The 23542-nt window shown below is 46.1% G+C and carries 21 protein-coding genes, 1 tRNA gene, 1 pseudogene and 1 riboswitch; of the genes and pseudogenes, 12 read left to right on the top strand and 11 right to left on the bottom strand.

The features are described from left to right. The first annotated feature begins 27 nt into the window (after window positions 1-27). The 9 genes from F0251_RS20065 to thiH all read left to right on the top strand — a co-directional run bounded on the left by F0251_RS20065 (window position 28) and on the right by thiH (window position 8711). Window positions 28-104 (top strand) — tRNA-Trp (locus F0251_RS20065). A 344-nt stretch (window positions 105-448) separates the two neighbouring features. Next, window positions 449-1831 (top strand): multicopper oxidase family protein, encoded by a 1383-nt coding sequence (locus F0251_RS20070; RefSeq protein ID WP_171731677.1) that lies wholly within the window; start codon window positions 449-451, stop codon window positions 1829-1831. A 100-nt stretch (window positions 1832-1931) separates the two neighbouring features. Continuing rightward, window positions 1932-2315: a fluoride efflux transporter CrcB gene (gene crcB, locus F0251_RS20075; protein WP_004736665.1), complete on the top strand. Its 384-nt coding sequence runs from the start codon at window positions 1932-1934 to the stop codon at window positions 2313-2315. Between the two features lie 62 nt (window positions 2316-2377). Beyond that, window positions 2378-2476, top strand: a riboswitch (TPP riboswitch). Window positions 2477-2604: 128 nt separating this feature from the next. Then, entirely contained in the window at window positions 2605-4554 is a 1950-nt protein-coding gene (thiC, locus tag F0251_RS20080) for a phosphomethylpyrimidine synthase ThiC (RefSeq protein WP_171731678.1), read from the top strand. Continuing rightward, window positions 4554-5846: a thiamine phosphate synthase gene (locus F0251_RS20085; protein WP_061034299.1), complete on the top strand. Its 1293-nt coding sequence runs from the start codon at window positions 4554-4556 to the stop codon at window positions 5844-5846. Before thiC ends, F0251_RS20085 begins: the two co-directional genes overlap by 1 nt. Further along, a complete protein-coding gene (locus F0251_RS20090) occupies window positions 5836-6618 on the top strand; it encodes a HesA/MoeB/ThiF family protein (protein ID WP_061034300.1) in 783 nt (260 codons plus the stop codon). Before F0251_RS20085 ends, F0251_RS20090 begins: the two co-directional genes overlap by 11 nt. After that, window positions 6615-6824, top strand: a complete 210-nt coding sequence (gene thiS, locus F0251_RS20095) for a sulfur carrier protein ThiS (protein ID WP_008221537.1) — start codon at window positions 6615-6617, stop codon at window positions 6822-6824. Before F0251_RS20090 ends, thiS begins: the two co-directional genes overlap by 4 nt. Window positions 6825-6826: 2 nt before the next feature. After that, entirely contained in the window at window positions 6827-7591 is a 765-nt protein-coding gene (locus tag F0251_RS20100) for a thiazole synthase (RefSeq protein WP_171731679.1), read from the top strand. Window positions 7592-7598: 7 nt separating this feature from the next. Next, on the top strand, window positions 7599-8711 hold the full coding sequence (gene thiH, locus F0251_RS20105) for a 2-iminoacetate synthase ThiH (protein ID WP_061034302.1): 1113 nt from the start codon (window positions 7599-7601) through the stop codon (window positions 8709-8711). 300 nt (window positions 8712-9011) lie between these two features. On the opposite strand, the gene F0251_RS20110 is transcribed toward thiH, so the two are convergent. Continuing rightward, window positions 9012-10802: an aminopeptidase P family protein gene (locus tag F0251_RS20110; protein ID WP_171731680.1), complete on the bottom strand. Its 1791-nt coding sequence runs from the start codon at window positions 10800-10802 to the stop codon at window positions 9012-9014. A 122-nt stretch (window positions 10803-10924) separates the two neighbouring features. Then, entirely contained in the window at window positions 10925-11866 is a 942-nt protein-coding gene (locus F0251_RS20115; protein WP_102424782.1) for a LysR substrate-binding domain-containing protein, read from the bottom strand. A gap of 101 nt (window positions 11867-11967) precedes the next feature. Here F0251_RS20115 and F0251_RS20120 point away from each other — a divergent pair, with 101 nt between their 5' ends. Continuing rightward, window positions 11968-13167 (top strand): multidrug effflux MFS transporter, encoded by a 1200-nt coding sequence (locus F0251_RS20120; protein ID WP_219846966.1) that lies wholly within the window; start codon window positions 11968-11970, stop codon window positions 13165-13167. 103 nt (window positions 13168-13270) lie between these two features. Continuing rightward, on the top strand, window positions 13271-13552 hold the full coding sequence (locus tag F0251_RS20125; RefSeq protein ID WP_004741210.1) for a hypothetical protein: 282 nt from the start codon (window positions 13271-13273) through the stop codon (window positions 13550-13552). A 70-nt stretch (window positions 13553-13622) separates the two neighbouring features. Here F0251_RS20125 and F0251_RS20130 read toward each other — a convergent pair whose 3' ends face one another. From F0251_RS20130 to F0251_RS20145, 4 genes are all read right to left on the bottom strand, one after another. Continuing rightward, window positions 13623-14081, bottom strand: a complete 459-nt coding sequence (locus F0251_RS20130; RefSeq protein WP_008221525.1) for a DoxX family protein — start codon at window positions 14079-14081, stop codon at window positions 13623-13625. Window position 14082: 1 nt separating this feature from the next. Beyond that, on the bottom strand, window positions 14083-14850 hold the full coding sequence (locus F0251_RS20135) for a DNA-binding domain-containing protein (protein ID WP_105057891.1): 768 nt from the start codon (window positions 14848-14850) through the stop codon (window positions 14083-14085). After that, complete coding sequence (locus F0251_RS20140) at window positions 14847-15701, bottom strand: DUF692 family multinuclear iron-containing protein (protein WP_171731681.1); 855 nt, start codon at window positions 15699-15701, stop codon at window positions 14847-14849. The genes F0251_RS20135 and F0251_RS20140 overlap by 4 nt, the downstream gene beginning before the upstream one ends. Window positions 15702-15780: 79 nt before the next feature. Beyond that, window positions 15781-16041, bottom strand: a complete 261-nt coding sequence (locus F0251_RS20145; protein WP_105057889.1) for a DUF2282 domain-containing protein — start codon at window positions 16039-16041, stop codon at window positions 15781-15783. A gap of 263 nt (window positions 16042-16304) precedes the next feature. Between F0251_RS20145 and uvrD the strand changes: the two genes are divergently transcribed. Beyond that, window positions 16305-18479 carry a DNA helicase II gene (gene uvrD, locus F0251_RS20150; protein ID WP_105057888.1) on the top strand — a complete coding sequence of 725 codons (2175 nt, stop codon included), beginning with the start codon at window positions 16305-16307 and terminating at the stop codon, window positions 18477-18479. Between the two features lie 121 nt (window positions 18480-18600). On the opposite strand, the gene tpx is transcribed toward uvrD, so the two are convergent. The 5 genes and pseudogenes from tpx to F0251_RS20175 all read right to left on the bottom strand — a co-directional run. Then, complete coding sequence (gene tpx, locus F0251_RS20155; RefSeq protein ID WP_105057887.1) at window positions 18601-19098, bottom strand: thiol peroxidase; 498 nt, start codon at window positions 19096-19098, stop codon at window positions 18601-18603. A gap of 794 nt (window positions 19099-19892) precedes the next feature. After that, window positions 19893-21650 (bottom strand): gamma-glutamyltransferase, encoded by a 1758-nt coding sequence (gene ggt, locus F0251_RS20160; protein WP_105057886.1) that lies wholly within the window; start codon window positions 21648-21650, stop codon window positions 19893-19895. A 91-nt stretch (window positions 21651-21741) separates the two neighbouring features. Then, a complete protein-coding gene (locus tag F0251_RS20165) occupies window positions 21742-22404 on the bottom strand; it encodes a LysE family translocator (protein WP_004741201.1) in 663 nt (220 codons plus the stop codon). A gap of 89 nt (window positions 22405-22493) precedes the next feature. Beyond that, entirely contained in the window at window positions 22494-23288 is a 795-nt protein-coding gene (locus F0251_RS20170) for an AraC family transcriptional regulator (RefSeq protein WP_116869906.1), read from the bottom strand. A gap of 86 nt (window positions 23289-23374) precedes the next feature. Then, a pseudogene (locus tag F0251_RS20175) lies at window positions 23375-23542 on the bottom strand (EamA family transporter); the annotation flags it as partial.

Consider the following 23542-nt stretch of genomic DNA (forward strand, 5'->3'; position numbering starts at 1 on the left):
TTTCGAATCTAAAGTACAAAAAGTTTTAGGGGTGTAGCTCCAATTGGCAGAGCAGCGGATTCCAAATCCGCGTGTTGGGAGTTCGAATCTCTCCACCCCTGCCATATACGAAGCCTCAGCAGAAATGCTGAGGCTTTTTTACATCTGTTGCTTCTACGAAGCAATGTTGGGAGCTGGATCTCCAGCCCGGTCTAATCTCCGGAGTGCCGGCCCAGTCCACCCCTGCCATATTTAAGGCTCTAGCAGAAATGCTAGAGCCTTTTTGCTTTTTACCGGTCTAAATTCCAGTCAATTATTCCCTCGTTCCGCTCATTCTGATGAGGTAATGTAAGTGCTTACTTATCTCAGCCTCTTTTATTAATAGCCAAAGCACGAACTTCATTTCTTTATGAGAATTATTCTCAATATTTTGTTACATTTTGGTCGTTACTACTAAAAGGCTGCAAATATGGATATCTCTCGTCGTAAATTTATTCAATCATCTCTCGCTATATCTGCACTCACAGTTCTCCCTGCTTGTTCTATGAAGCGATCGGTTGATGAGAAGGGAGGGTATGTTTATGACTTAACTGCTGAGCCTTCGACTGCTGAAATTGTACCAGGGTTTACTACTAACGTTTTGGGGTTCAATGGTCAGATCCCTGCGCCAACAATTCGTTGTCGACAGGGCGAAAAAGTTACGATTCGCTTCACCAATAAACTATCAGAACCAACCACAATTCATTGGCATGGATTAAGAATCCCTATCGAAATGGATGGTGTGCCTTTCTTGAGCCAGCCACCAATTATGCCCGGTGAAACGTTCGTCTATGAATTTACGCCACCGGACGCGGGTACGTTCTGGTACCACCCGCACATGAACAGCATTAAACAACTTGGTATGGGCTTGGTCGGCCTAATTGTTGTTGAAGAGAGTGCTCCAGTTCAGTTCGATGAAGAGCATGCTTTGATGCTTAAACACTGGCATCTCGATAAGCAAGGTCAGTGGAAGGACTTAATGATCCCGCGTCTTAGCGCTCGTATGGGCACTCCAGGAGAGTGGAGTAGTGTTAATGGAGTACATGAGCCTACTTATCTGTTAAAGCAGCACGCAACGACTAGGCTTCGTATAGCCAATGTCGATAATACAATCACCTATCCTATCGCTGTTGAAGGTGCTGTGGCATGGGTTATTGCTATAGATGGCAACCCAGTAAAGACACCTTACAAGTTGACTGAACATAAAATCGGTCCAGGTATGCGAGTTGATATAGGACTGATTGCTCCAAAGGCTGGCAAGCGAGTGAATGTTCTGCAAATGAAGGGACGTTTTCCTTTTTCCTTGTGTCAATTTGAGGTCGTAGATTCCACGCTCATAGAAGGCAAAGCACTTCCTTTGTTGCCTCTGAATCCAGTACCTAAGTTAGATCTCGCGAATGCAGAAGAGATCGATTTTGTGTTTGAGTGGGAAGGGGCGGTGTCGCCGGTTTCTAAAGATGGGAAATCCATGCCTAAGTTTTGGCTGACAAATAAAAGAGCCTGGGAAGGAATGAGTAAAGATAATATTCCAGCTCCACTCGCTACATTAGAGTTAGGTAAAACCTATATATTCGATCTTAAGAATGTTACCCAATACCATCATCCAATCCATATTCATGGTCATACGTTCACGGTACTTGAGTTAGATGGCAAAAAGATTGAAGAACCTTTTCATACAGATACCGTGTTACTTGGAAAGAACGGTCGAGCTAAAGCGGCATTTGTGGCAGATAACCCCGGACGTTGGATGTATCACTGTCATGTGATTGAACATATGAAAACAGGACTGATGGGTTATATCGAAGTTAAGTGACACCTGTAACGTTTAATATTTGCGCATACATTCTTAGTTTCCACCCTCGCTTTTATCGGCGTTAAAGCTAGAATATAGGGATTATTGTTTGGGAGGATTCATGGGTCAGTTATCTATTCTTGGTTTTATCGCTATTGGTGGCGCTTTTGGTGCTTGTTCACGTTATCTGATTTCCGAGTTATGCGTAGTGATGTTAGGACGAGGTTTTCCTTATGGTACGCTAACTGTTAACGTGATTGGCTCTTTGATTATGGGATTACTGATCGCCGCGTTCGAAAATGAGATGGTTGCAACTGAACCATGGAGACAGATTATTGGCTTGGGCTTCCTTGGTGCCTTGACTACATTCTCCACTTTTTCGATGGATAACGTGCTTCTTATGCAGCAAGGCGCATTTTTCAAGATGGGGCTTAATGTGCTGCTTAATGTAGTACTCAGTATTTCAGCCGCATGGATCGGCTTCCAACTTTTGATAAAGTCTTAAAACTTTCTTACGATTTGTTAACAACTCGGCTTGGTTTATCCAAGTCGTTTTTATATACTCGATCGTACTTGTCGGAGTGCCATATGGCTGAGACCGTTAACTCGGGATCCGTTGAACCTGATCAGGCTAATACCTGCGAAGGGAACAAGAGTAGATATCTAACTAGAATCCCTCTAGAGATCTATCACCAGATCACAACTGTATTTCTTACCGTGATCCCTCTTGTAGCATCAATCCGTCAAGCATTTTTATCCCAATAAATAATGGCTAAAAGCCAAGGAAAAATGCTATGTCGAGTCGTAAACAAGCAAGACTGGAAGCGAAGAATTTCATCGATTCTTTATCAGTACAACCTTATCCAAATTCAAAGAAAGCTTACATCCAAGGTTCTCGAGAGGACATTCAAGTCCCAGTTCGAGAGATATCACTCGCTGATAGCCTTGTTGGTGGTACCAAAAAAGAGCCTGTATTTGAACCTAATGCTCCTATTCACGTCTATGACACCTCCGGTGTTTATACCGACCCAACGCACGAGATAGACCTTTATAACGGCCTTCCAAAGCTAAGAGAGCAGTGGATCGAAGAGCGTGGTGATACTGAGCTATTAGATGATGTTAGCTCTGTGTATACCAAAGAGCGCCTAGAGGACGAAACCTTAGACGAGCTTCGTTACGGAAACCTGCCTAGAATTCGTCGTGCGACTGGCGAGCAATGTGTGACTCAGTTGCACTATGCTCGTAAGGGGATTATTACCCCTGAGATGGAATACATTGCGATTCGCGAGAATATGGGGCGTCAGGAGTTCGCAGATGAGCAACTGAACCATCAACACCCTGGTCATAACTTTGGCGCAAACCTACCGAAAGAAATTACCCCTGAGTTCGTGCGTAAAGAGGTTGCTGAAGGTCGAGCAATTATCCCTTCAAACATCAACCACCCAGAATCAGAACCTATGATTATTGGCCGAAACTTCTTAGTGAAGGTGAACGCCAATATCGGTAACTCTTCGGTAAGCTCTTCGATTGAAGAAGAAGTTGAGAAGTTAGTTTGGTCAACCCGCTGGGGCGGCGACACTGTGATGGACTTGTCGACTGGTCGAAATATTCACGAAACACGAGAGTGGATTCTACGTAATAGCCCAGTGCCAATTGGTACGGTTCCTATGTACCAAGCACTTGAGAAAGTGAACGGTGTGGCTGAAGACCTTAACTGGGAAGTGATGCGTGACACCTTAATTGAGCAAGCAGAGCAGGGCGTTGATTACTTCACTATCCACGCAGGTTTGCTTCTTCGTTACGTACCTATGACGGCTAAACGTGTGACTGGCATTGTCTCTCGTGGTGGTTCTATCATTGCTAAATGGTGTCTTGCTCATCACCAAGAAAGCTTTCTATTCACCCACTTCCGCGAGATTTGTGAGATCTGTGCGAAGTACGATGTAGCACTTTCATTAGGTGATGGCCTGCGTCCGGGCTCTATTGCTGATGCCAATGACGAGGCGCAATTTGCTGAACTTCGCACCTTAGGTGAACTGACGAAAGTGGCGTGGGAATATGACGTACAGGTGATAATTGAAGGCCCTGGACACGTTCCGATGCACATGATCAAAGAGAATATGGATGAACAACTAGAGCATTGTCATGAAGCGCCTTTCTATACATTAGGCCCGCTGACTACAGACATTGCCCCTGGTTACGACCATATCACCTCTGGTATTGGTGCCGCGATGATCGGTTGGTATGGTTGTGCGATGCTTTGTTACGTGACTCCTAAAGAGCATTTAGGCTTACCAAACAAAGAGGACGTGAAGACTGGTTTGATTACTTACAAGCTGGCGGCGCACGCTGCTGACTTGGCAAAAGGGCATCCAGGAGCACAAATCCGTGATAATGCACTTTCAAAAGCGCGCTTCGAATTCCGTTGGGAAGACCAATTTAACTTAGCACTAGACCCTGATACAGCCCGTTCTTTCCATGATGAAACCTTGCCACAAGAATCAGGTAAGGTCGCACATTTCTGTTCTATGTGTGGACCTAAATTCTGTTCGATGAAGATTTCTCAGGAAGTGAGAGAGTATGCTAAAGACACAGAACAAGTAGCCGCTGATCAGGCTATCGAGATCAAGATGCTAGACAATCCGCTGGAAGGGATGCGTCAAAAATCACAAGAGTTCCGTGATACTGGCTCAGAGCTTTACCACCCAGCCGTTGGTGCGAAAGAAGCTCAACTAGAGGAATAATGACAGTGAAAATTCTGATCCCATCTCAATATATTGAGTTAACGGGAGAGGTTCAACACTGTCTATTGGTTGCTAAGCGACAAGGCTTAGCAACTGATGCAGTTGAGTTGGGTGTTAGCCCAACTCAATACTTCTCTATCGTTGATTCTCAACACTCACTTACTATTGGCTTTGCTTCTGATGTCGTATCAGTTGAAGCGGAGCAGCTAGGCTCGCTTGACCATATTGTGAGTTATGACGAGCCGTTATCGCTGGCAGATGTTCGCGATGCTTTAGCGCAATACCCTAATACGATATACGTTGGAGTAACCAATGACGCTGCCGTGTTAGATATTTGGTCACACTTAAACGCTAATCGAGCTATAAAAAGTATTAACCCCGATCATCAAGCCATAGATAGCCGCCATCACTTTGCGTGGTTACTAATGCTATTGGCTCTAGATTTTCCATTAGAAGATGCACTGGTTCTCGCACGCGCTGCGTCTAATGTTTCACGTGGAACATGGCCAAGCCACTACCAAGAGTTTCCAACTCCGGTTTTAGAAGACAAGCGTTTAGGCATTAGTGTTGGCTGGGCCCATCAAGGAACGTCACTTTCATTCCCTGATTTGACGAAGAAAAGCCTCGGGCTGTACCCAGTTGTCGATGATGTTGATTGGATTGAAAGGCTCCTTAAGCTTGGAATTAATACGGTACAACTGCGAATTAAGAACCCTCAGCAAGCTGACTTAGAGCAACAAGTCGCACGATCGATCGAACTTGGTCGAGAACATAACGCTCAGGTTTTTATCAATGACTATTGGCAACTTGCACTCAAACATGGCGCTTTTGGTGTTCACTTGGGACAAGAGGATATTGAAGAATCGAATCTTTCCCAACTGAGCCAAGCGGGTATTAAGATCGGCCTATCGACACATGGATACTATGAGTTGTTACGGATCGTTCAAATCAACCCAAGTTACATCGCGTTAGGACATATCTTCCCAACAACCACAAAACAGATGCCATCAAAGCCGCAAGGTCTAGTGCGTTTAGCTCTTTACCAGCAGCTTATCGATACCATTCCATACAGTGAAGAACTTGTCGGTTATCCGACCGTGGCTATTGGTGGGATTGACCAATCGACGGCAGAGCAGGTATGGGATTGTGGTGTCTCGAGCCTCGCGGTAGTGCGTGCAATTACGTTGGCGGAAGACCCAAAAGCGGTTATTGAGTTTTTCGAAGTTCTTATGAATGGCAACTCTTCAACCTTTACTGAAGAGGTTCGTCAGGAGTTAAGCCATGCTGAGTGACTTTGAATTTGTACGCTATCAGCGTCAAATCGCATTGCCTGACATTGGTGAACAAGGACAACGAAATCTACTAAACGGTCATGTGTTAGTGATTGGTTGTGGTGGTTTGGGGAATGCTGCGGCTCTTTATCTAGCAGCGTCTGGCATCGGAAAAATCGTGTTGGTTGATGATGATTGTGTCGACTCATCCAATCTACAACGACAGGTCGCGTTCAAAGAAAGCGATCTTGGTACAGCTAAAGTCGATGCATTGAAACTACAACTGAGTGAGCTAAATTGTAGAAGCCAAGTTAGGACCATCAACAAGCGAATGGCCGAAAGCCAGTTAAAGCTTGAAGTGATGCTAGCTGATGTTGTGTTGGACTGTACCGACAACTTCGTCACACGCCAGCAAGTTAACCAAGCGTGTTTCGAAGCTAACACACCATTGATATCAGGCTCCGCAATTGGTTGGAAAGGTCAGTTTATTGTCTTCGATTACCAAAACCAGCAGGGCTGTTACCACTGTCTTGTCCCGTTTGACCACCATCCACAAACAATGCGTTGTAGTGATAGTGGCATCATTGGGCCTGTAGTCGGGACTATAGGAAACCTCCAAGCTCTTGCTGCTATTCAGCACATTAGCAGTGGCGAGTTTCAAGTGGCGACACATCAGCTCAAGCTGTTCGACGGTAAGACTATGAACTGGCAAAACCTAATGGTTACGCAAGATATCGAATGTCCGGTGTGCAATTCGTCAGTGACCAATAATTTAGAAGAAGAAGCACTATGAGCAACATAACTATTTCAATAAACGAGCAACCAGAGCAGGTCGCGCAATCATCTTCTCTTGCAGATATTATTCATTCGCTTTCGCTACCTGACTTAGGGTGTGTATTCGCTATCAATAACGCGGTTGTCCCGCGTAGCCAGTGGCAACAAACCATCGTCAATGAAGGCGATTCTATCTCTCTTTTTCAAGCTATTGCAGGGGGCTAACCATGTTAACCATCGCAGATAAAACATTCCAATCACGACTGTTCACTGGCACAGGCAAGTTCGCCAACAAGCATTTGATGGCGAGTGCTATCGAAGCTTCAGGTTCTCAACTGGCAACCATGGCACTGAAGAGAGTCGATATTCGTTCTGAGCAAGACGATATTTTGCAGCCCATTATTGATGCCGGCGTAAATCTACTTCCGAATACCTCTGGGGCGAAGAACGCGAAGGATGCCATCTTTGCTGCGCACTTGGCTCGCGAAGCTCTAGGCACAAATTGGCTCAAACTGGAAATTCACCCAGATCCAAAGTACTTGATGCCAGACCCAATTGAGACATTAAAAGCGGCTGATCAACTGGTTAAAGATGGCTTTGTTGTGTTGCCATACTGTCATGCTGACCCAGTGTTGTGTAAACGATTGGAAGAGGTGGGTTGTGCTGCGGTTATGCCGTTAGGTGCGCCGATTGGGTCGAACAAAGGTATCGCTTCGGCGGACTTTTTAGAGATTATTATCGACCAAGCGAACGTCCCTGTGATTGTAGATGCGGGCATTGGTGCTCCATCACATGCGGCGCGTGCAATGGAGATGGGTGCTGACGCTGTGTTAGTTAATACTGCGATTGCTGCTTCTCAACAGCCAGTTGAAATGGCGATTGCCTTTAAGTTGGCAGTGGAAGCGGGGCGTATGGCTTACCTTGCAGGTCTCGCTGGTCAGGTATCTCATGCGGTTGCTTCCAGCCCGTTAACCTCATTCCTAGACGAGTAGTATTGCCATGACGTTTGTTGATCGATTTAAACAACTCAACTGGGATGACATTGGTATGTCGATCTTCAGTAAAACGGCAGCGGATGTTGAACGTGCTCTGAGTAAACCCAAACGCGACTTAGAAGACTTTAAGGCTTTGATCTCTCCAGCGGCAGAATCTTACTTAGAGCAGATGGCGCAACAATCGTTGGCACTCACACGCAAGCGATTCGGCAATACAATGTCGTTGTATATTCCATTGTACCTTTCAAACCTATGTGCGAATGCGTGCACGTATTGTGGCTTCTCAATGGAGAACCGTATTAAGCGTCGCACACTTACTTTGGATGAAATCGATGCTGAAAGTGCCGCTATCAAAAAGATGAAGTTTGATAGTGTACTGTTGGTGACTGGTGAACATGAAACTAAGGTCGGGATGAAGTACTTCCGTGAAGTGCTACCAAATATTAAGGCACAATTTAACTATCTTGCGATGGAAGTGCAGCCGCTTGATCAAGATGACTACGCAGAGCTCAAAACTCTTGGATTAGATGCGGTGATGGTTTACCAAGAAACCTATAGCCCAAGTACCTACGCTGAACACCACTTGCGTGGTAACAAAATGGATTTTGAATACCGGCTCGAAACGCCTGATCGCCTGGCAAAAGCGGGTATTGATAAGATAGGTATTGGCGCTTTGATTGGCTTGGAAGATTGGCGTACCGACTGTTTCTTCGTGGCCGCTCACTTAGATTATCTTGAGCGTACTTATTGGCAAACACGTTACTCGATTTCATTCCCACGTCTTCGTCCGTGTGAGGGTGGTTTGCAGCCTAAATCGATTATGAGTGATAAGCAGTTGGTACAACTTATCTGTGCCTATCGATTATTAAACCCTGAAGTTGAGTTGTCTCTTTCGACTCGTGAGTCAGCAACGTTCCGCGATAACGTGTTGCCATTAGGTATCACTAGCATGTCTGCCGCGTCAAAAACTCAACCTGGTGGTTATGCTTCAGGTGAGGAAGAGCTTGAGCAGTTCGAGATAAGTGATGAAAGAAGCGCAGCCGATGTTGAGGCTATGATTCGTCAACGTGGGTTTGACCCGGTATGGCGAGATTGGCATAGCGCTTACTCAGGCTAACTTATACCAATCTAAATAAGTATCTGGACATTCTTGCTAGTTAAAATCGCTGATAGCATCGTTATAGATTTTGTAGGTAGGCCAACTAGCTAGCTGCAATCTATGCCTTGCTCTAAGCGATTTTTCCTGCGCAATTATTTGATCACCTACTTATCTAGTTTGGTATAACATCTTGGCCAATGTTCCACGTGAAACATCAGTGATGTGAAAGCGACAAATAAAAACGGCTACCTTTAGGTAGCCGTTTTCTTATCTAACTTAGCTAAACTGGTTTGACTAAGTTGCCTATCTATTTTGGCATTAAGCGTGAGCTAGTGGCGTTGTTGCTTGGCGTAGCCACTCTAACGTATCACCTTCAACTAGTGGGCTAACATCGTTCCACACCTTTTGGTGGTAATCGTTTAGCCATGCAAGTTCCGGACGTGTCAGTAGATCGACGCTGATGTTGCGCTTGTCGATAGGGCAACGTGTTAGCGATTCAAACGTTAGCACTGAGAAGTCACCTTGAGTTGGCAGCTCAACAACCAGCTCTAAGTTTTCGATACGGATGCCAAACTCATCAGCACGGTAGTAACCTGGCTCATTTGATAACACCATACCTTCAACAAGAGGGACATCGATTAGCTTTTTAGAGATGCTTTGCGGGCCTTCATGAACACTTAGGAAGTGGCCAACACCGTGACCAGTACCGTGGTCATAGTCGAAGCCTTCTGCCCATAAGTGCTGGCGCGCTAGGATATCCAGTTGGAAACCACGAGTACCTTGTGGGAAGCGAGCGCGTGCAATACCGATGTGGCCCTTAAGTGCAAGAGTGAACTGTTGAATCATTTCTTCGCTTGGTTGGCCAATTGCGATAGTACGTGTGATGTCTGTTGTGCCATCTAGGTATTGACCGCCTGAATCGACTAGGTACAGAGTATTCATCTCTAGCTGACCCGGCTCAGGCTGGTTCTCATGGTTGTAGTGACACATGGCTGCGTTTCCGCCTGCCGCTGAAATTGTGTCGAAACTTAGGTCCATTAGTGTTGGATCTTGCTCGCGGAATGACTGTACTTTGTCTGCTAGTACCGCTTCGTTGTGCAGATTACCTTGCGCGACTTCTGCATCAATCCAAGATAGGAATTTTGCCATCGCCACGCCATCACGGATGTGACACGCTTTCATGCCGGCAACTTCTGTTTCGTTCTTAGCGGCTTTTGGCATTAGGCATGGGTCGGCTGCTTCAATGATATGAGCACCGGCGTTTTGGAGAACAAGCGTGTACCAAGCATTGCTTGTGCCTGAATCAACAGACACATTCTTACCTTCTAAAGATTTAAGGCGGGATTCAAGCTCAGATGGGTGAGAAACACGAATACCATTACCAACGTGCGCTTCAAAGCCAGCAGGGATACGAGCTGGGTCTAAGAAGAAATCGACACTTTCATCGGCGTGAATGATGGCATTAGATAACACGACTGGTAGGCGAGATACGTCTAAACCACGAATGTTCAGTAACCAGCAGATTGAATCCAGTTCGGTAAGGATAGCGGCATCAGCACCTTTCGCGTTTAGTAGACCAGCAATTTCAGCACGTTTGCTTTCACTTGATTGGCCAACGGCATCTGTTGCCATGAGGCGAACATCAGATACAACAGGTGTAGGGCGATCAGACCAAAGCTCATCAATCGGGTTTACTGTTAATGTGGTAAGTTCTACTTTATCAGCCAGTTTAGCTTGTGCGCCTTTCAACCAAGCGGCTGTGTGCATGCGTGGGTCAAACGCAACTTTACTGCCTTGTGCTAGTGAATCGATGATCCAATCTAAAGCCGGTTCTTCAATAAGGTGGCGATACTCAAATAGCTCACCAGGTACTTGTTTACGAACCTGGACGGTATAGCGACCATCAACAAAAATAGCCGCGTTTTCGCGAGTGATAACAGCCGCACCTGCAGAGCCAGTGAAACCGGTTAGCCAGTGAAGTCGCTCGTTGTGAGCTGGAACGTATTCACCTAGGTACTCGTCTTCATGTGGAATGATAACAGCATCTAAGTGGTTTGCTTCAAGCCAAGATCGAACCGCAGTAACGCGTTCCGCAGTGATATTGTGCATCTGTGTTTATCCTTATTGTTAGGGTCCTTGTTAACACTCACAGCCGATATACCTGTGAGGGGACTTATTAGGTCAATAAGCTAGCGCTTTTGTTCGTTTGCTGCAAACGCTGTACGCCATTTTTATCTAAGGTGCAGAGTTTTTTCTTTGATGATATCTCGCAACCAAGTTAAGGCTGGGTCGTTTTCTCTATCACGGTGCCAAAACAGAGTGTATGCCATTGGTGGAAATTCCATTGGCAGAGGCACAACGACTAAGTCGAGCTGCTTCGCAACCAGATGGGTGAAGTGGCTTGGTGCGGTAAATACAAAGTCGGTGTAGGTACACAGGCTTGCGGCACTGTTGAAGTCGGGAACAGAAATAGCGATATCACGTTGATGACCAAGGTCGGCAAGTTTGTAGTCGAGTAACCAACGATCATTACCATCACACCTTACTTGAACATGACGCTGTGCCAGATAGGTTTCCAGATCCCATTGACCACTCAGAGCAGGGTGGTTGCGCCTCAATACACACATCTGCGCGTCGCGGTAGATCTCTTGTTCGCAGATATCATCTGGCGGCAGCATGGTTAAACGCGCGTCGTTGATGTCGATGTCTTTGCCTGTGAGGCCGATATCTAACTCACCAAGTTGTAATTTCTTAAAGGTTTGTTCTGTCCAAGCGTGGGTGTTTATATTTACTTTTGGCGCTTGGCGAAAAATCGCAGGTAAGAAGTGAGGAAGAATCAACGGGTAGACACTTTCAACCGCTGCAATGTGAAAACTGTGGTCACTGTTGTTGGGAATGAATGTCTCCGGTTGGGTAAGCACATCAAGTTGATTGATCAGTGTTTCCAACCGTGGCTTAAGGAACACTGCTTTTGGCGTCGGGCGTAGGCCGTGTGCACTTCGCGTAAAAAGAGGGTCATTAAATTGTTCGCGAAGTTTGGCCAATGATTTACTCACTGCTGACTGGCTCAGGCACAATCGATGTGCAGTGCGTGTAACACTCTGCTCTTCCATTAGCACCTGCAAGCAAACTAGTAGATTGAGGTCGAGGCGCGATAGTTTCTCGATATTCATGTGAGTTTCCTTATTGGAATAATGCTAATGATTATATGCCATTTTTGTTCATATCTTTAGTTGGTTATTATGCACCTAAATTAACTCATCCGGAGAATCTTGTGCCTTCTAACGCGCTTCCAACCCCTAGTAAACTGCAGGTTGCTTTATTGGCAATGCTGGTTCTTTTTAGCCCTTTGGCTATTGATATCTACCTGCCAGCTCTGCCACAGATTTCGACAGCGTTTCACGTGGAACATGCATTAGCACAAGATACGATCACTTGGTTTTTGTTTGCTATGGGTGTCGGCCAACTATTTGCCGGCCCTTTGGCGGATAAGCTAGGACGTCGAACCGTTGCATTGGGAGGTGTTAGTATCTATGCATTGAGTGCTTGCTTGGCGTGGGCAGCTCAATCGATTGATATGATGCTAATAGCTCGGCTGCTACAAGGCTTAGGAGCTTGTGCGACTTCTGTGGCAGCCTTTGCAACGGTTCGCGATCTATTTGGTCCAGAGAAGAGTGGCCGAATGATCAGCTACCTTAATGGCGCTATTTGCTTTATTCCTGCATTGGCACCGATTCTTGGCGCTTGGTTAACTCATCAATTTGGCTGGCGTTCGAACTTTAGCTTTATGGCAGGCTTCGCTGTCGTTGTCGGTACTATCTTATTCTTCCGAATGAAAGAATCGAACCCGGTGACGGAAAAGGTAGCGGTGTTCAAACTAGAGCGCTACTGGTCAGTATTAAAAACACCTTCATTCCTATTTCACGCAACTCTATGTTTGATGGCGATGGCAGTGATCCTCGCTTATGTAACCTCAGCACCGGTTGTGTTGATGGAGAACCTTGGCTTAACCATGAAAGAGTTTACCTTCTGGTTTGGTGTTAATGCAGCGATTAACATCGCGGCTGCGTTTACGGCTCCTAAATTTATGGACCGCTTTGGTACCTATAAAGCACTGGTTGTTGGTATCTCAATGCTAGGTTTGGCGGGCGTGATTATGTTGGTGCTTGCAGAGCATGCGACTCCAATCGCATTCATGCTTCCTATCTTCTTATCATCTGTTGGCTTTGCTTGGATTCTAGGTGCGGCTGCAGGTAAAGCGTTGGAACCATTTGGTGACCGTGCGGGTACAGCCGCAGCGCTATTAGGCTTATTCCAAATGAGTGGTTCGGGCTTACTTGTTGGCACCATGCAGCGTCTTGATTTAACGTCACAAGAGATGATCGCGCTACAAATGTTCCTGATTGTTCCTGCGCTATTCGTGTTGGCGAGCAAGTCTGGTAAGTCGTGGCATGCAACGTTTGCAAAGGCATAAGCAATAAGGGTGGGAAAATATACAAATGGCGGTTTGCGAAACGTTAAAACATGGTATATTTGTCACTCATTGAAACGTAAGTCTCCAACGGAAAAATACTGTAATGTCATTAACAACCTACGAAATGGCGCGCGTCTTAGAGCAAATGGAAGATGCACCTGAAAAGGTTATGTTTGGTAAACTGCTTAAAGAGCTAGGTAACCAAAGTGAAGAGCGTATTCGCAGTGCGGCAAAACAAGTTCCAATCGATACTTTGCGAGATATCATCTACCAATTTCAGCGCGTGGTAGAGTCTCGTAAAGGTGAACAGGTTCAGCTATTAGCAAAAGAGCTAGCAGAGCAAGGCATCTCGGCTGAAGAGCTTCAGGCTTTTCTAGAAAAGTAAGCTTACGCCAGTTAAAAAAGAAACCACTCAATTGAGTGGTTTTTTGCGTTTGGGGTGGTCGATCTTTTAGTTAGCCTCTAAATTGCGCCTTCAAAACTCTATCTAATGAAAACGGTCCAGCACCCCATACGATGACGATAAGAATCATCAACCCCCAAAGTTGGTGATCGTAGAAGCCTTGGTCCCATAATACCGGGTAAGAGACGACGGCAATAATGTTGAAAACAAAAAGCGCGGCGGCCATCGGGCGTGTTAGCAAACCAAGCGCTAAGAATACCGGTAGAATCAATTCAGCAGCTGTCCCCATATAGGCCGCTAGTTCCCACGGCAATAGAGGCACCTGATATTCCAATTCAAACAAGTAGAGGGTGCTATCCCAGGTCGCTATCTTGGTTAGCCCAGAATTGAAGAATACCCACGCCACCCAAAGGCGACAGAAAAGAAGTAGCACTGGGACGAAAAGTGCCTGAGATTTCTCAATCAAATTGTCGTATTGAGCCATCATGTTTGTGACTGTGTTGTTATCCATATTATGTCTCCAATTCATCATTGATTGAAAAACCTGAGATGACGTTGAGCGCCATGACAGCATTCAGATGTTGCAGTAGTGAAGGCGTTATTTCTCCGAGCGCTTTACCAGATTGAAGCTCAATCAGCAGTCGATGACACTCCTCGGTTAGGTTATGGCTTTCGAGCTGTGAGTTCTCAGCTCGGATTACTATCCCAAACTCTGTGCGATTGATGTCTAAACCTTCCAGTTGCTGTTGGTAGATAGCGTGTTCAAGCGCTATTACGGCATAGCAAGAATCGAATAGCGTTACCGAATCCTTGAGGTTAAAAACCAAGGCGCCTTGCTGCTCTTGTGGCACTGAAGCTAAACAGGAGAGAGGCTGTTGATTCGGTGGAGTTGCACACGCGTGTCTCGCTAAACTGTCCTTTTGCCATTCATACCGTGCCACTTCACTAAGGTAAGGCGCTGCCTCCATAACCGCAGGAAAGGCCTGTATGGTTTGTTCGAAGTGCTCGCCATAACCACTGACATCTCCAGAGGTCGATGGGTAACTAAGAACATGTTGACGTGCCATTTGTTGGAAGCACTCCTCACCAACTAACATCTCAGTCAGTGGGTAAGTTGCAGCGAGAACTTCGCTCAAGCTAATCACAAAGTTATTGCGATAAATTTGGATGCGTTGCTGATCGCTAAAATGATCGCTCACGATGTCGCAGTGCTCGCCGTCATTTTGATATCGCAGGGCATTAGCAAATTCGGATTGAACATCCGCTAGGGAGTAGCTCATGAGGCGCGACTCCTTTGATTGTCATGTTGATACAGCTTTTCACTGGCTTTGGCAGCCTCTGCCAATAGAATGCGTGGCTCTGGGATATCTAAATCCCACTCAATCAAGGTGTGGCGAGAACCATGTTGCTCTATCCACTGAGTGTAAAGTTGCCACACTTCATCACAGACGGGTTTGCTGTGTGTGTCTATCCAAATTTCACCTTGCTTGAGCTTCTTTTTGGTAAAACCTGCCAAGTGAATCTCTTCCACTTGGTTTGCTGGTATGCCATTGAGATACTCTTCACAGCTAAAGCCATGATTAAACGATGAGACGAAAATATTATTGAAATCGAGCAGTAGGCGACACTCGGTGCGCTTTTGTACCTCAGCCAAAAACTCCCACTCTGGAATCGTTGAATGCTTGAAAGCGAGGTAGCTTGATGGGTTCTCAATTAACATTGGGCGCTGCAGATTGTCTTGAACATCGATGACGTTACGACAGAAGACGTCCAATGCTTCTTCGGTATAAGGCAGAGGTAGCAGGTCATTGAAGTAGTGACCGCCAGTCTGGCTCCAACTCAAATGATCAGAAACCAAGAAGGGTTCGATATCATCAATAAGTGCTTTGAGTTGCAGCAAGTGATGTTGATTGATTTGTTCAACAGAACCAAGAGACAATCCAACACCATGACAGCTTATGTGGTGATGATTGCGAATCTCTCGGAGTTGTTGGCGCTCTGAAGAGTGGGGTAAGAAGTAGTTTTCGCTGTGAACCTCTAACCAACTTACCAAATCAGAATTCTGGCTGAAGAAATCTAAGTGCGGTGTTCTAAGGCCAACCCCTGCGTTGGGGTGAAGAGTTTGAGTCACAACGATTCTCCTAATGGGGAGTGGAGGTGAGCTGGTATTCAGCTCACCATACTGAGTGGTTCAGTTATGCCTTCAGGCATTATGATGGTTGAGTGCTACCACCAGTTAACTTGCCACATAGTCCTTTGGGAACGACCACGAATGCATCGGATTGGTTGTCTTCTTTTGCTGTACCAGCACATGAACTTGTTTTAGTTGCACAGTCATTTTGGCCAGCTTTTGATACGCCATAGCATTTTTCTTTCGCTGCTGCTTCCGCTGGTGCTGATGTAAGAACGGCGCCGCCAAACGCTAGTACACTTGTGATTGCAGCTGTAACAGCAAGATTAGAATTTTTCATAGTCATTCCCTCTAGACTTAATAGTATTTACACATCGCAGGTTAATGAGTTGTTAACTTGCTTACTAAAAAGGATAGGAACAACCCGAAAATAATTTCACAGTATTATAAGAATTATCAAAATCAGTGATGATTTACCTGTTAAGTGTTTGATTAAGTGATGTTATTTTTTGATGGTTTTTTCTTCTTAATATTCTAAACGCAGCCTAGTGTTTAGGTTATAATCAACTTTTATGTATAAATACCCAGTAGTGAGCATATCCAATGATAGATCCTTCGCTTTTACTCGATGGCCTAAACGACAAACAACGTGAGGCGGTCGCAGCACCTTTAGAAAACCTACTTATTCTGGCTGGTGCTGGTAGTGGTAAAACGCGAGTGTTGGTGCATCGAATCGCTTGGCTGCAGAGCGTCGAGCAAGCATCGCCGTTTTCTATCATGTCAGTAACCTTCACTAATAAAGCGGCAGCAGAGATGCGTGGTCGTATTGAAGAGTTGATGATGGGTAGCTCGTCAGGCATGTGGAACGGCACCTTCCATGGTATTTGTCACCGCATTCTGCGTGCTCACTACCTAGATGCAAAATTGCCAGAAGATTTCCAGATCATTGATTCCGATGATCAGATTCGTCTATTGCGCCGCTTAATCAAAGCACAAAACCTCGATGAAAAGCAGTGGCCTGCTAAGCAAGCTTCGTGGTGGATCAACGGCAAGAAAGATGAAGGCCTACGCCCGAGTCACATTGATGCCTACCATGATCCAGTCACTCAAACATGGTTAAAGATTTACTCGGCTTATCAAGAAGCGTGTGATCGCGCTGGATTGGTCGATTTTGCGGAGATTTTGCTGAGGTCGCACGAGCTACTGCGCGACAAGAAACACATTCGTGAGCACTACCAAGCTCGCTTTAAGCATATTCTGGTCGACGAATTCCAAGATACCAACAACATCCAATATGCTTGGCTGCGTATGATGGCGGGCCCTGATTGTCGAGTGATGATCGTCGGTGATGATGATCAATCTATCTATGGTTGGCGTGGTGCAAAAATCGAGAATATTCAGAAGTTCTTGGACGAGTTCCCGGGCGCTTCAACGATTCGATTAGAGCAAAACTACCGTTCAACCAAAACCATCTTGCAAGCATCGAACGAACTTATCTCAAACAACACTGAGCGTATGGGCAAAGAGCTGTGGACCGATGGTAACGATGGCGAGCCAATCTCCGTCTACTCAGCTTACAACGAGCTTGATGAAGCCCGCTTCACGGTAAGTAAGATTAAAGAGTGGCAAGAGAAAGGTGGTGCACTCGAAGATACGGCGATGCTTTATCGTAATAACGCCCAATCTCGTGTGCTGGAAGAAGCGTTAATTCAAGCAGGCTTACCATACCGAATCTATGGTGGTATGCGATTCTTCGAACGTCAGGAGATCAAAGATGCGTTGAGCTACCTGCGTTTAATGGGTAACCGTAACGATGATGCCGCTTTTGAACGTGTGGTTAATACACCAACACGTGGCTTGGGTGACAAGACTCTCGAGACGATTCGATTTGCAGCGCGTGACCGTGGTGCGACGATGTGGCAAGCGAGTATAGCTTTGTTGGAAGAACAAGTACTGCCAGGTCGTGCAGCGGGTGCCTTAAGCCGCTTTATCGAGTTAATTAATGCCCTTGAAGACGACACGCTAGAGCTGAACTTACATGAGCAAACTGACCATGTGATTAAATCTTCAGGTCTATTTGCGATGTACGAGCAAGAGAAAGGCGAGAAATCGAAAGCGCGTATTGAGAACTTGGAAGAATTGGTAACGGCAACTCGTCAGTTCGAGAAGCCAGAAGAAGCCGATGAGATGAGCATGCTGACGGCATTCTTAACGCACGCGGCTTTGGAAGCGGGTGAAGGTCAGGCTGATGAGTTTGATGATGCGGTTCAGCTTATGACTCTACACAGTGCTAAAGGTCTAGAGTTCCCAATGGTATTCATGGTCGGTGTCGAAGAAGGCATGTTCCCAAGCCAGATGTCTGCTGAGGAAGCGGGGCGTTTAGAAGAAGAGCGCCGCCTATGTTACGTAGGCATGACTCGTGCGATGGAGAAACTGTACATCACTTACGCTGAGATGCGCCGTTTGTACGGACAAGACAAATACCACAAACCATCACGCTTTATTCGTGAGTTACCGGAAACCTGTCTGGATGAAGTTCGTATGAAGGCGCAGGTCAGTCGCCCTGCGAGCAGTGGCCGATTTAGCCAAACTGCAGTCAAAGATAACTTTAATGAAACAGGCTTTAGCTTAGGCTCTCGCGTGAAGCACCCTAAGTTTGGTGAAGGTACGATTATCAACTTTGAAGGAAGTGGCCCGCAAAGCCGAGTGCAAGTCGCGTTTAATGGTGAAGGCATCAAGTGGTTGGTGACGGCTTACGCGCGTTTAGAGCAGCTTTAACCTGTTACTTCGACATCTAATAACCGTTGATTATTGAAAACAAAAAGAGCAGCCAATGGCTGCTCTTTTTTATTGCGTACCGCTTTAAGCGATCACAATACATGACTGACTAGAAGGGAGCTTACAGTGCTGCAAGTGCCGCTTCGTAGTTTGGCTCTTCAGTGATCTCTGCAACCAACTCGCTGTGTGTTACCACACCTTTTTCATCAACAACGACAACCGCACGTGTTGTTAGGCCAGCTAGTGGGCCTTCAGCAATCGCTACGCCGTAGTCTGATGCGAATGCAGGAGAACGGAAAGTTGAAGCGTGCTGAACGCCTTCAATGCCTTCAAGTTCGCAGAAACGACCCGCAGCGAATGGAAGGTCAGCAGAAATACAAACAACAACCGTGTTCTCAAGCTCTGCCGCTTTTGCGTTGAACGTACGTACGCTCGTTGCACAAGTTGCAGTGTCGATGCTTGGGAAGATGTTTAGAACCACTTTCTTGCCTGCAAGAGAAGCAAGAGTCAGTTCAGAAAGATCGCCTGCAGTTAGTGCAAAGCTTGGTGCCTGCTCGCCAGTTTGTGGGAATGTGCCAGATAGCGGTACAGCTGCGCCTTTGAAGGTAACGTGTGACATGAATTTGTCCTTAATTTAATTATGGTTATGAAACTAGTTGAGCCTAGTGAGGCTTACGTTACTCGGAAGCGGTTAAGAAGTGAATGATTTAAATGTCAGAATTATAATTAAGTTGAAGCGTTTCTTAGATTCGAGGAGGGGTGAAAACATCAATCGATAAGAGGCAGATAAAGAAAAACCCCGAGAGCTTGCGCTCATCGGGGTCTATAGTCTTACTCGCAGCAATCCGGCTACTAAGTGTGCTCCATGCATCAAATCCATGATAGTGTGCTGTTATCCTTCAGCGTATTCCTTTCGTCGCCTTCCTAGCGGTGTCCTTGATCTTATCCTGATCTGCCAACAATCCTCGTTAGCGCGCGTCACTTGTTCCTTGAGCGGTGTCCTTTACATCATCCTGATGTTCAGTCCTTTCCTCGTCCAGAGGTGTCCATTGTCTTTCCTTAGTAGCAACCATCCTAGTTACTATTGCGTCCATTCAATGTCCATTTCGCTATCCATGCCGATTATTCATCCTGAGTAATCGAATCTTCATCCTGAAGATAACCAAGTCCTTGGCGTTTCCTGTTCCGTGTCAGCATCCTTCCGACACCATCCATACTACCGATTCCTTATTTATCAGCAATGGTGCATAAGCGAATTTCTATATAATTATTTGAACGATAAATGTACGTGTTGTTTTATTTCAATTGCTTACGATATCTTAGTGCTTAAATTCGCAGTTAAATATCGATATTTACTCACTGCCTTGTAAGAGATCTCGCACAAAGCAGGGAGTAAAAAGGGAGTATTTTCCCTTACTGGCCGATGGCAGCGCCTTCACGACGAGGGTCTGCTGCACCTTCTAGGCCATCTTTTGTGATGCGAATGGCGTGTAAACCCGAGTTAAGATCGCGAATGTTAACCTCAAATCCCATCTTTTCGAGCTCAGGTTTAAAGTTTTCCGCCGATGTTCCTTTTTCCAGATCTAGCGTGCCGAAGCGGTTTAGGAAGTGCGGTTGGTTGATCGCTTGCTGGATATCCATGTCCCATTGGGTATGAGCAATGATCGCTTGTGCTACATAACCTATGATACGGCTACCACCCGGAGAACCAATCGCCATGTAAGGCTTATCGTCTTGCATGATGATAGTCGGTGCCATTGAAGAGCGTGGACGCTTACCTGGTTCAAGTCGGTTTGCGATAGGTGTGCCATCGTTGTGGGTCTTGAACGAGAAGTCGGTCAGTTCGTTGTTGAGTAGGAAGCCTCTTACCATCAAGCGTGAGCCAAATGCATTCTCAATGGTGGTGGTCATCGACACGACATTGCCATCGCTATCGACAATATTGAAGTGGCTGGTGGACGGCAGTTCAATAGACACATCTTGACTGCGTAGCATGGCATGATCCCACGGTGGGGTGCCTGATGGTGCACTGTCTAATGCCTTTCCAGCAGTAATTAGCTGGGCACGTTCCTGCAAATAGTCAGTATTTACTAACCCTTGGGTTGGCATTGGCACGTAATCTTGGTCTGCCATGTACATACCACGGTCTGCAAAGGCTAAACGAGAAGCGTCCGCTAACACTTGCCAAGATTTCGCGTCGTTTGGCCCCCATGATTTCAGATCAAACTGTTCGGTCATCGCTAAGATCTGCCCAACCGTTAATGCACCTGAACTTGGTGGTCCCATGCCGCATATATCGTAACTCTCATAAGCAGAACAAACTGGTTCGCGTTGTTTGATTGAATAGGCGTCGAAGTCTTTTTGTGCTAATACACCCGGATTACCTTTGGCGGTTTGTACCGTGTTGATGATGTCGGCAGAAATCTCACCTTGGTAAAATGCCTTAGCACCATCCTTTGAAATTGCGTTCAATGTTGCAGCATATTCAGGGTTCTTAAGCAGCGTACCCGCGGTTTTTGGGCTGCCATCGGCATTAAAGAAGTAGGCTTTGGTTGTGGCAAAACGGCTTAGTCGTTCTTGGTCGTTTTCAATCAAGGTCGCCAAACGTGGGCTGATGGTAAAACCTTTCTCAGCGAGCTGAGCAATAGGTTTGATCAGCGATGCCCACTCTAGATTGCCGTATTTCTGGTGAGTATCCCACAATAGTTGGACTGTGCCCGGTGTCGCCACAGAGCGACCACCAACCACGGCATCATAAAACCTAAGCGGTTGGCCGTTTTCGTCTTGGAACAGGCGTGGTGTAGCATCAAGTGGTGCGGTTTCACGACCATCGTAGGTTTTAAGTTGTTTGTCTTTTCCATCAAAATAAACAAGGAAGGCGCCACCGCCAATACCTGACGATTGCGGCTCTACTAAGCCAAGCATCAGCTGCACAGCAACCATCGCATCAATGGCATTACCACCACGAGCCAGTACATCGGCACCCGCTTGGGTTGCCAGAGGGTTGGCTGCGGTAACCATCCAGTCGTTAGCTTTTACGAGTTGCTTGGCTTCTAAACCACTACTTTGTTCGGGAGCGACGGAATCGGCAGCTTGATTTGCCCAACTGACATGAGAGGCAAAAAGTAGGGTAGAAGTGGCGAGGGTTGTTAGTTTTGTTTTCCACTGCATGATCTTCTCCTTTTAATATGCAGAGCTAGATTGGCAGTGGAAAGATAAGATAGCCAGTACGTTGTTAACGAATTGTAATCTTGATTCGAATTTAAGCGATTAAACCAGACAGCGACTGCCAAAGAATACTGACGCCAATTAGGCTGAACACAACACCACATAAGCCATCAATGTAGACTGTCGCTTCACTCAGTTTCTTTTGCAGTGCCTTCGTAGAAAGCATCCACGCTAATAGAGAGAACCAGAACAGTGATAGGCCGAATAGGATCAGCAGTGCAAACCCTTTCCCTGAAAGCGACATGTCAGCCGGTACCAAGCTCGACATCAAGCTGATGAAGAACACCAATGCCTTTGGATTAAGAATATTGGTCGCAAAGCCTTTCGAAAATGCCTGACGCTTATTGGTCAGAATCAGATCTTTTGAGTTGACCGTGTCTGTCTCTTCTTCGTGGTGGCTAATGAGTTGCCATGTTGCTTTTAACGCACCAAAGCCGAGATACAGTAAGTAGCTGCCGCCAGCTAATTGCATGAGCGCAAAAAGAGTTGGGTGCTGGTGGACTAGGTAACTGATGCCTGTCAGGCTTAACAATGAATGCAGTAAGATCCCGCAAGAGAGTCCGAGAGCAATGTATAAGCCGGTTTGTCGTCCGTGGCGTGTTGCGTTTTGTACCACAAGTGCAAAGTCAGGGCCTGGGCTCATCAAAGCGATAAAGTGGATAGAGGCGAGGGTGACTAATATGGTGACTTCATTCATATCTGTTCCAATAACGGGGTTGTTCTGCCGAGAGTTGTTGAGCGCAGCTTACCGTGATTTCGATTCTCTCAATTGTAAATTATCAACACTTAGTTAATTTTCGATGGAGAAACACCAAATGCGGTCTTAAATGCCTTTGAGAAATGGGCTTGATCGTAGAAACCCACTTGATGAGCGACCTCAGTTCCGCCGACACCTGATTTAATTAATCGCATGCCTTGCTCCATGCGTAAGCGGCTTAACCATGCATAAGGGGTGATGCCCATTTTGTTCTTAAAATGACGCTGAAATTGAGTCGTTGTCAGGTCGCACAGCTCAGAAAGTTGCTCTAAGCGCACTGGCTGGTCGAGGTTTGCCATTAAATAGTCTTTGAGTGTATTCACTGATTGAGTGCCAAGCTTCACCTGAGTTTTCGATCCAAACTGCGCGTAACGATCAACAATCGTCGAAAAACCTTCGAATGGTAGGCAATCTTGGGCGAGCTGGCTGATGTTTGGATTGATAAGTAGCCCATGAAGGTTACGCAATTGTAAAAAAGTCGCTTGATCGGAGAGGATCAACTTAGAAAAGCTCAAAGCGTGACCATTTTCGCTGTGATCGGCAAGATCGCCAAACCATTGAGGAGAGACAGAAAATACACTCACTTGGTAACCCGATTCGAGCTTTGAATGACCATCATGCAGCTCATCAGGTGGCATCATCACCACTTGTCCGGCACCTGCGTGGTAACTCGTCCCCTTATAGACAAACTTCTGCTGCCCTTGGGTGATTAGGCCGATATGAAAGTCCAAATGATAGTGGCGCTGAAAGGCAAACTCTTGGTATTGAGCTTGGATCAGGCTGATATCTTGGCTAGATGTCGAGTAGTAGTGGACTTTATCCATGGCATAAAAAAGCTTGGTTAAATTATCATCAATTCAACCAAGCTTATCTCTGTATCTATAGATTGTCTTGTAAAAAACGATCAGTGTTAGCTTTTCACTTGCTTACTCTTCTTGTTATTGCGCAGACCGTCGAAGCTGAAGATCACCAGTGCACCCCAAATGAAAGCAAAGGTAATCGCCTTATCCATGGTAAAGGCTTCACCGTAGATCAACACCGCAAGCAAGAACATCAAGCTAGGGCCAATGTATTGGAA

This window comes from Vibrio sp. 070316B, from assembly GCF_013114115.1.
Taxonomy (GTDB): Bacteria; Pseudomonadota; Gammaproteobacteria; order Enterobacterales; family Vibrionaceae; genus Vibrio; species Vibrio chagasii_B.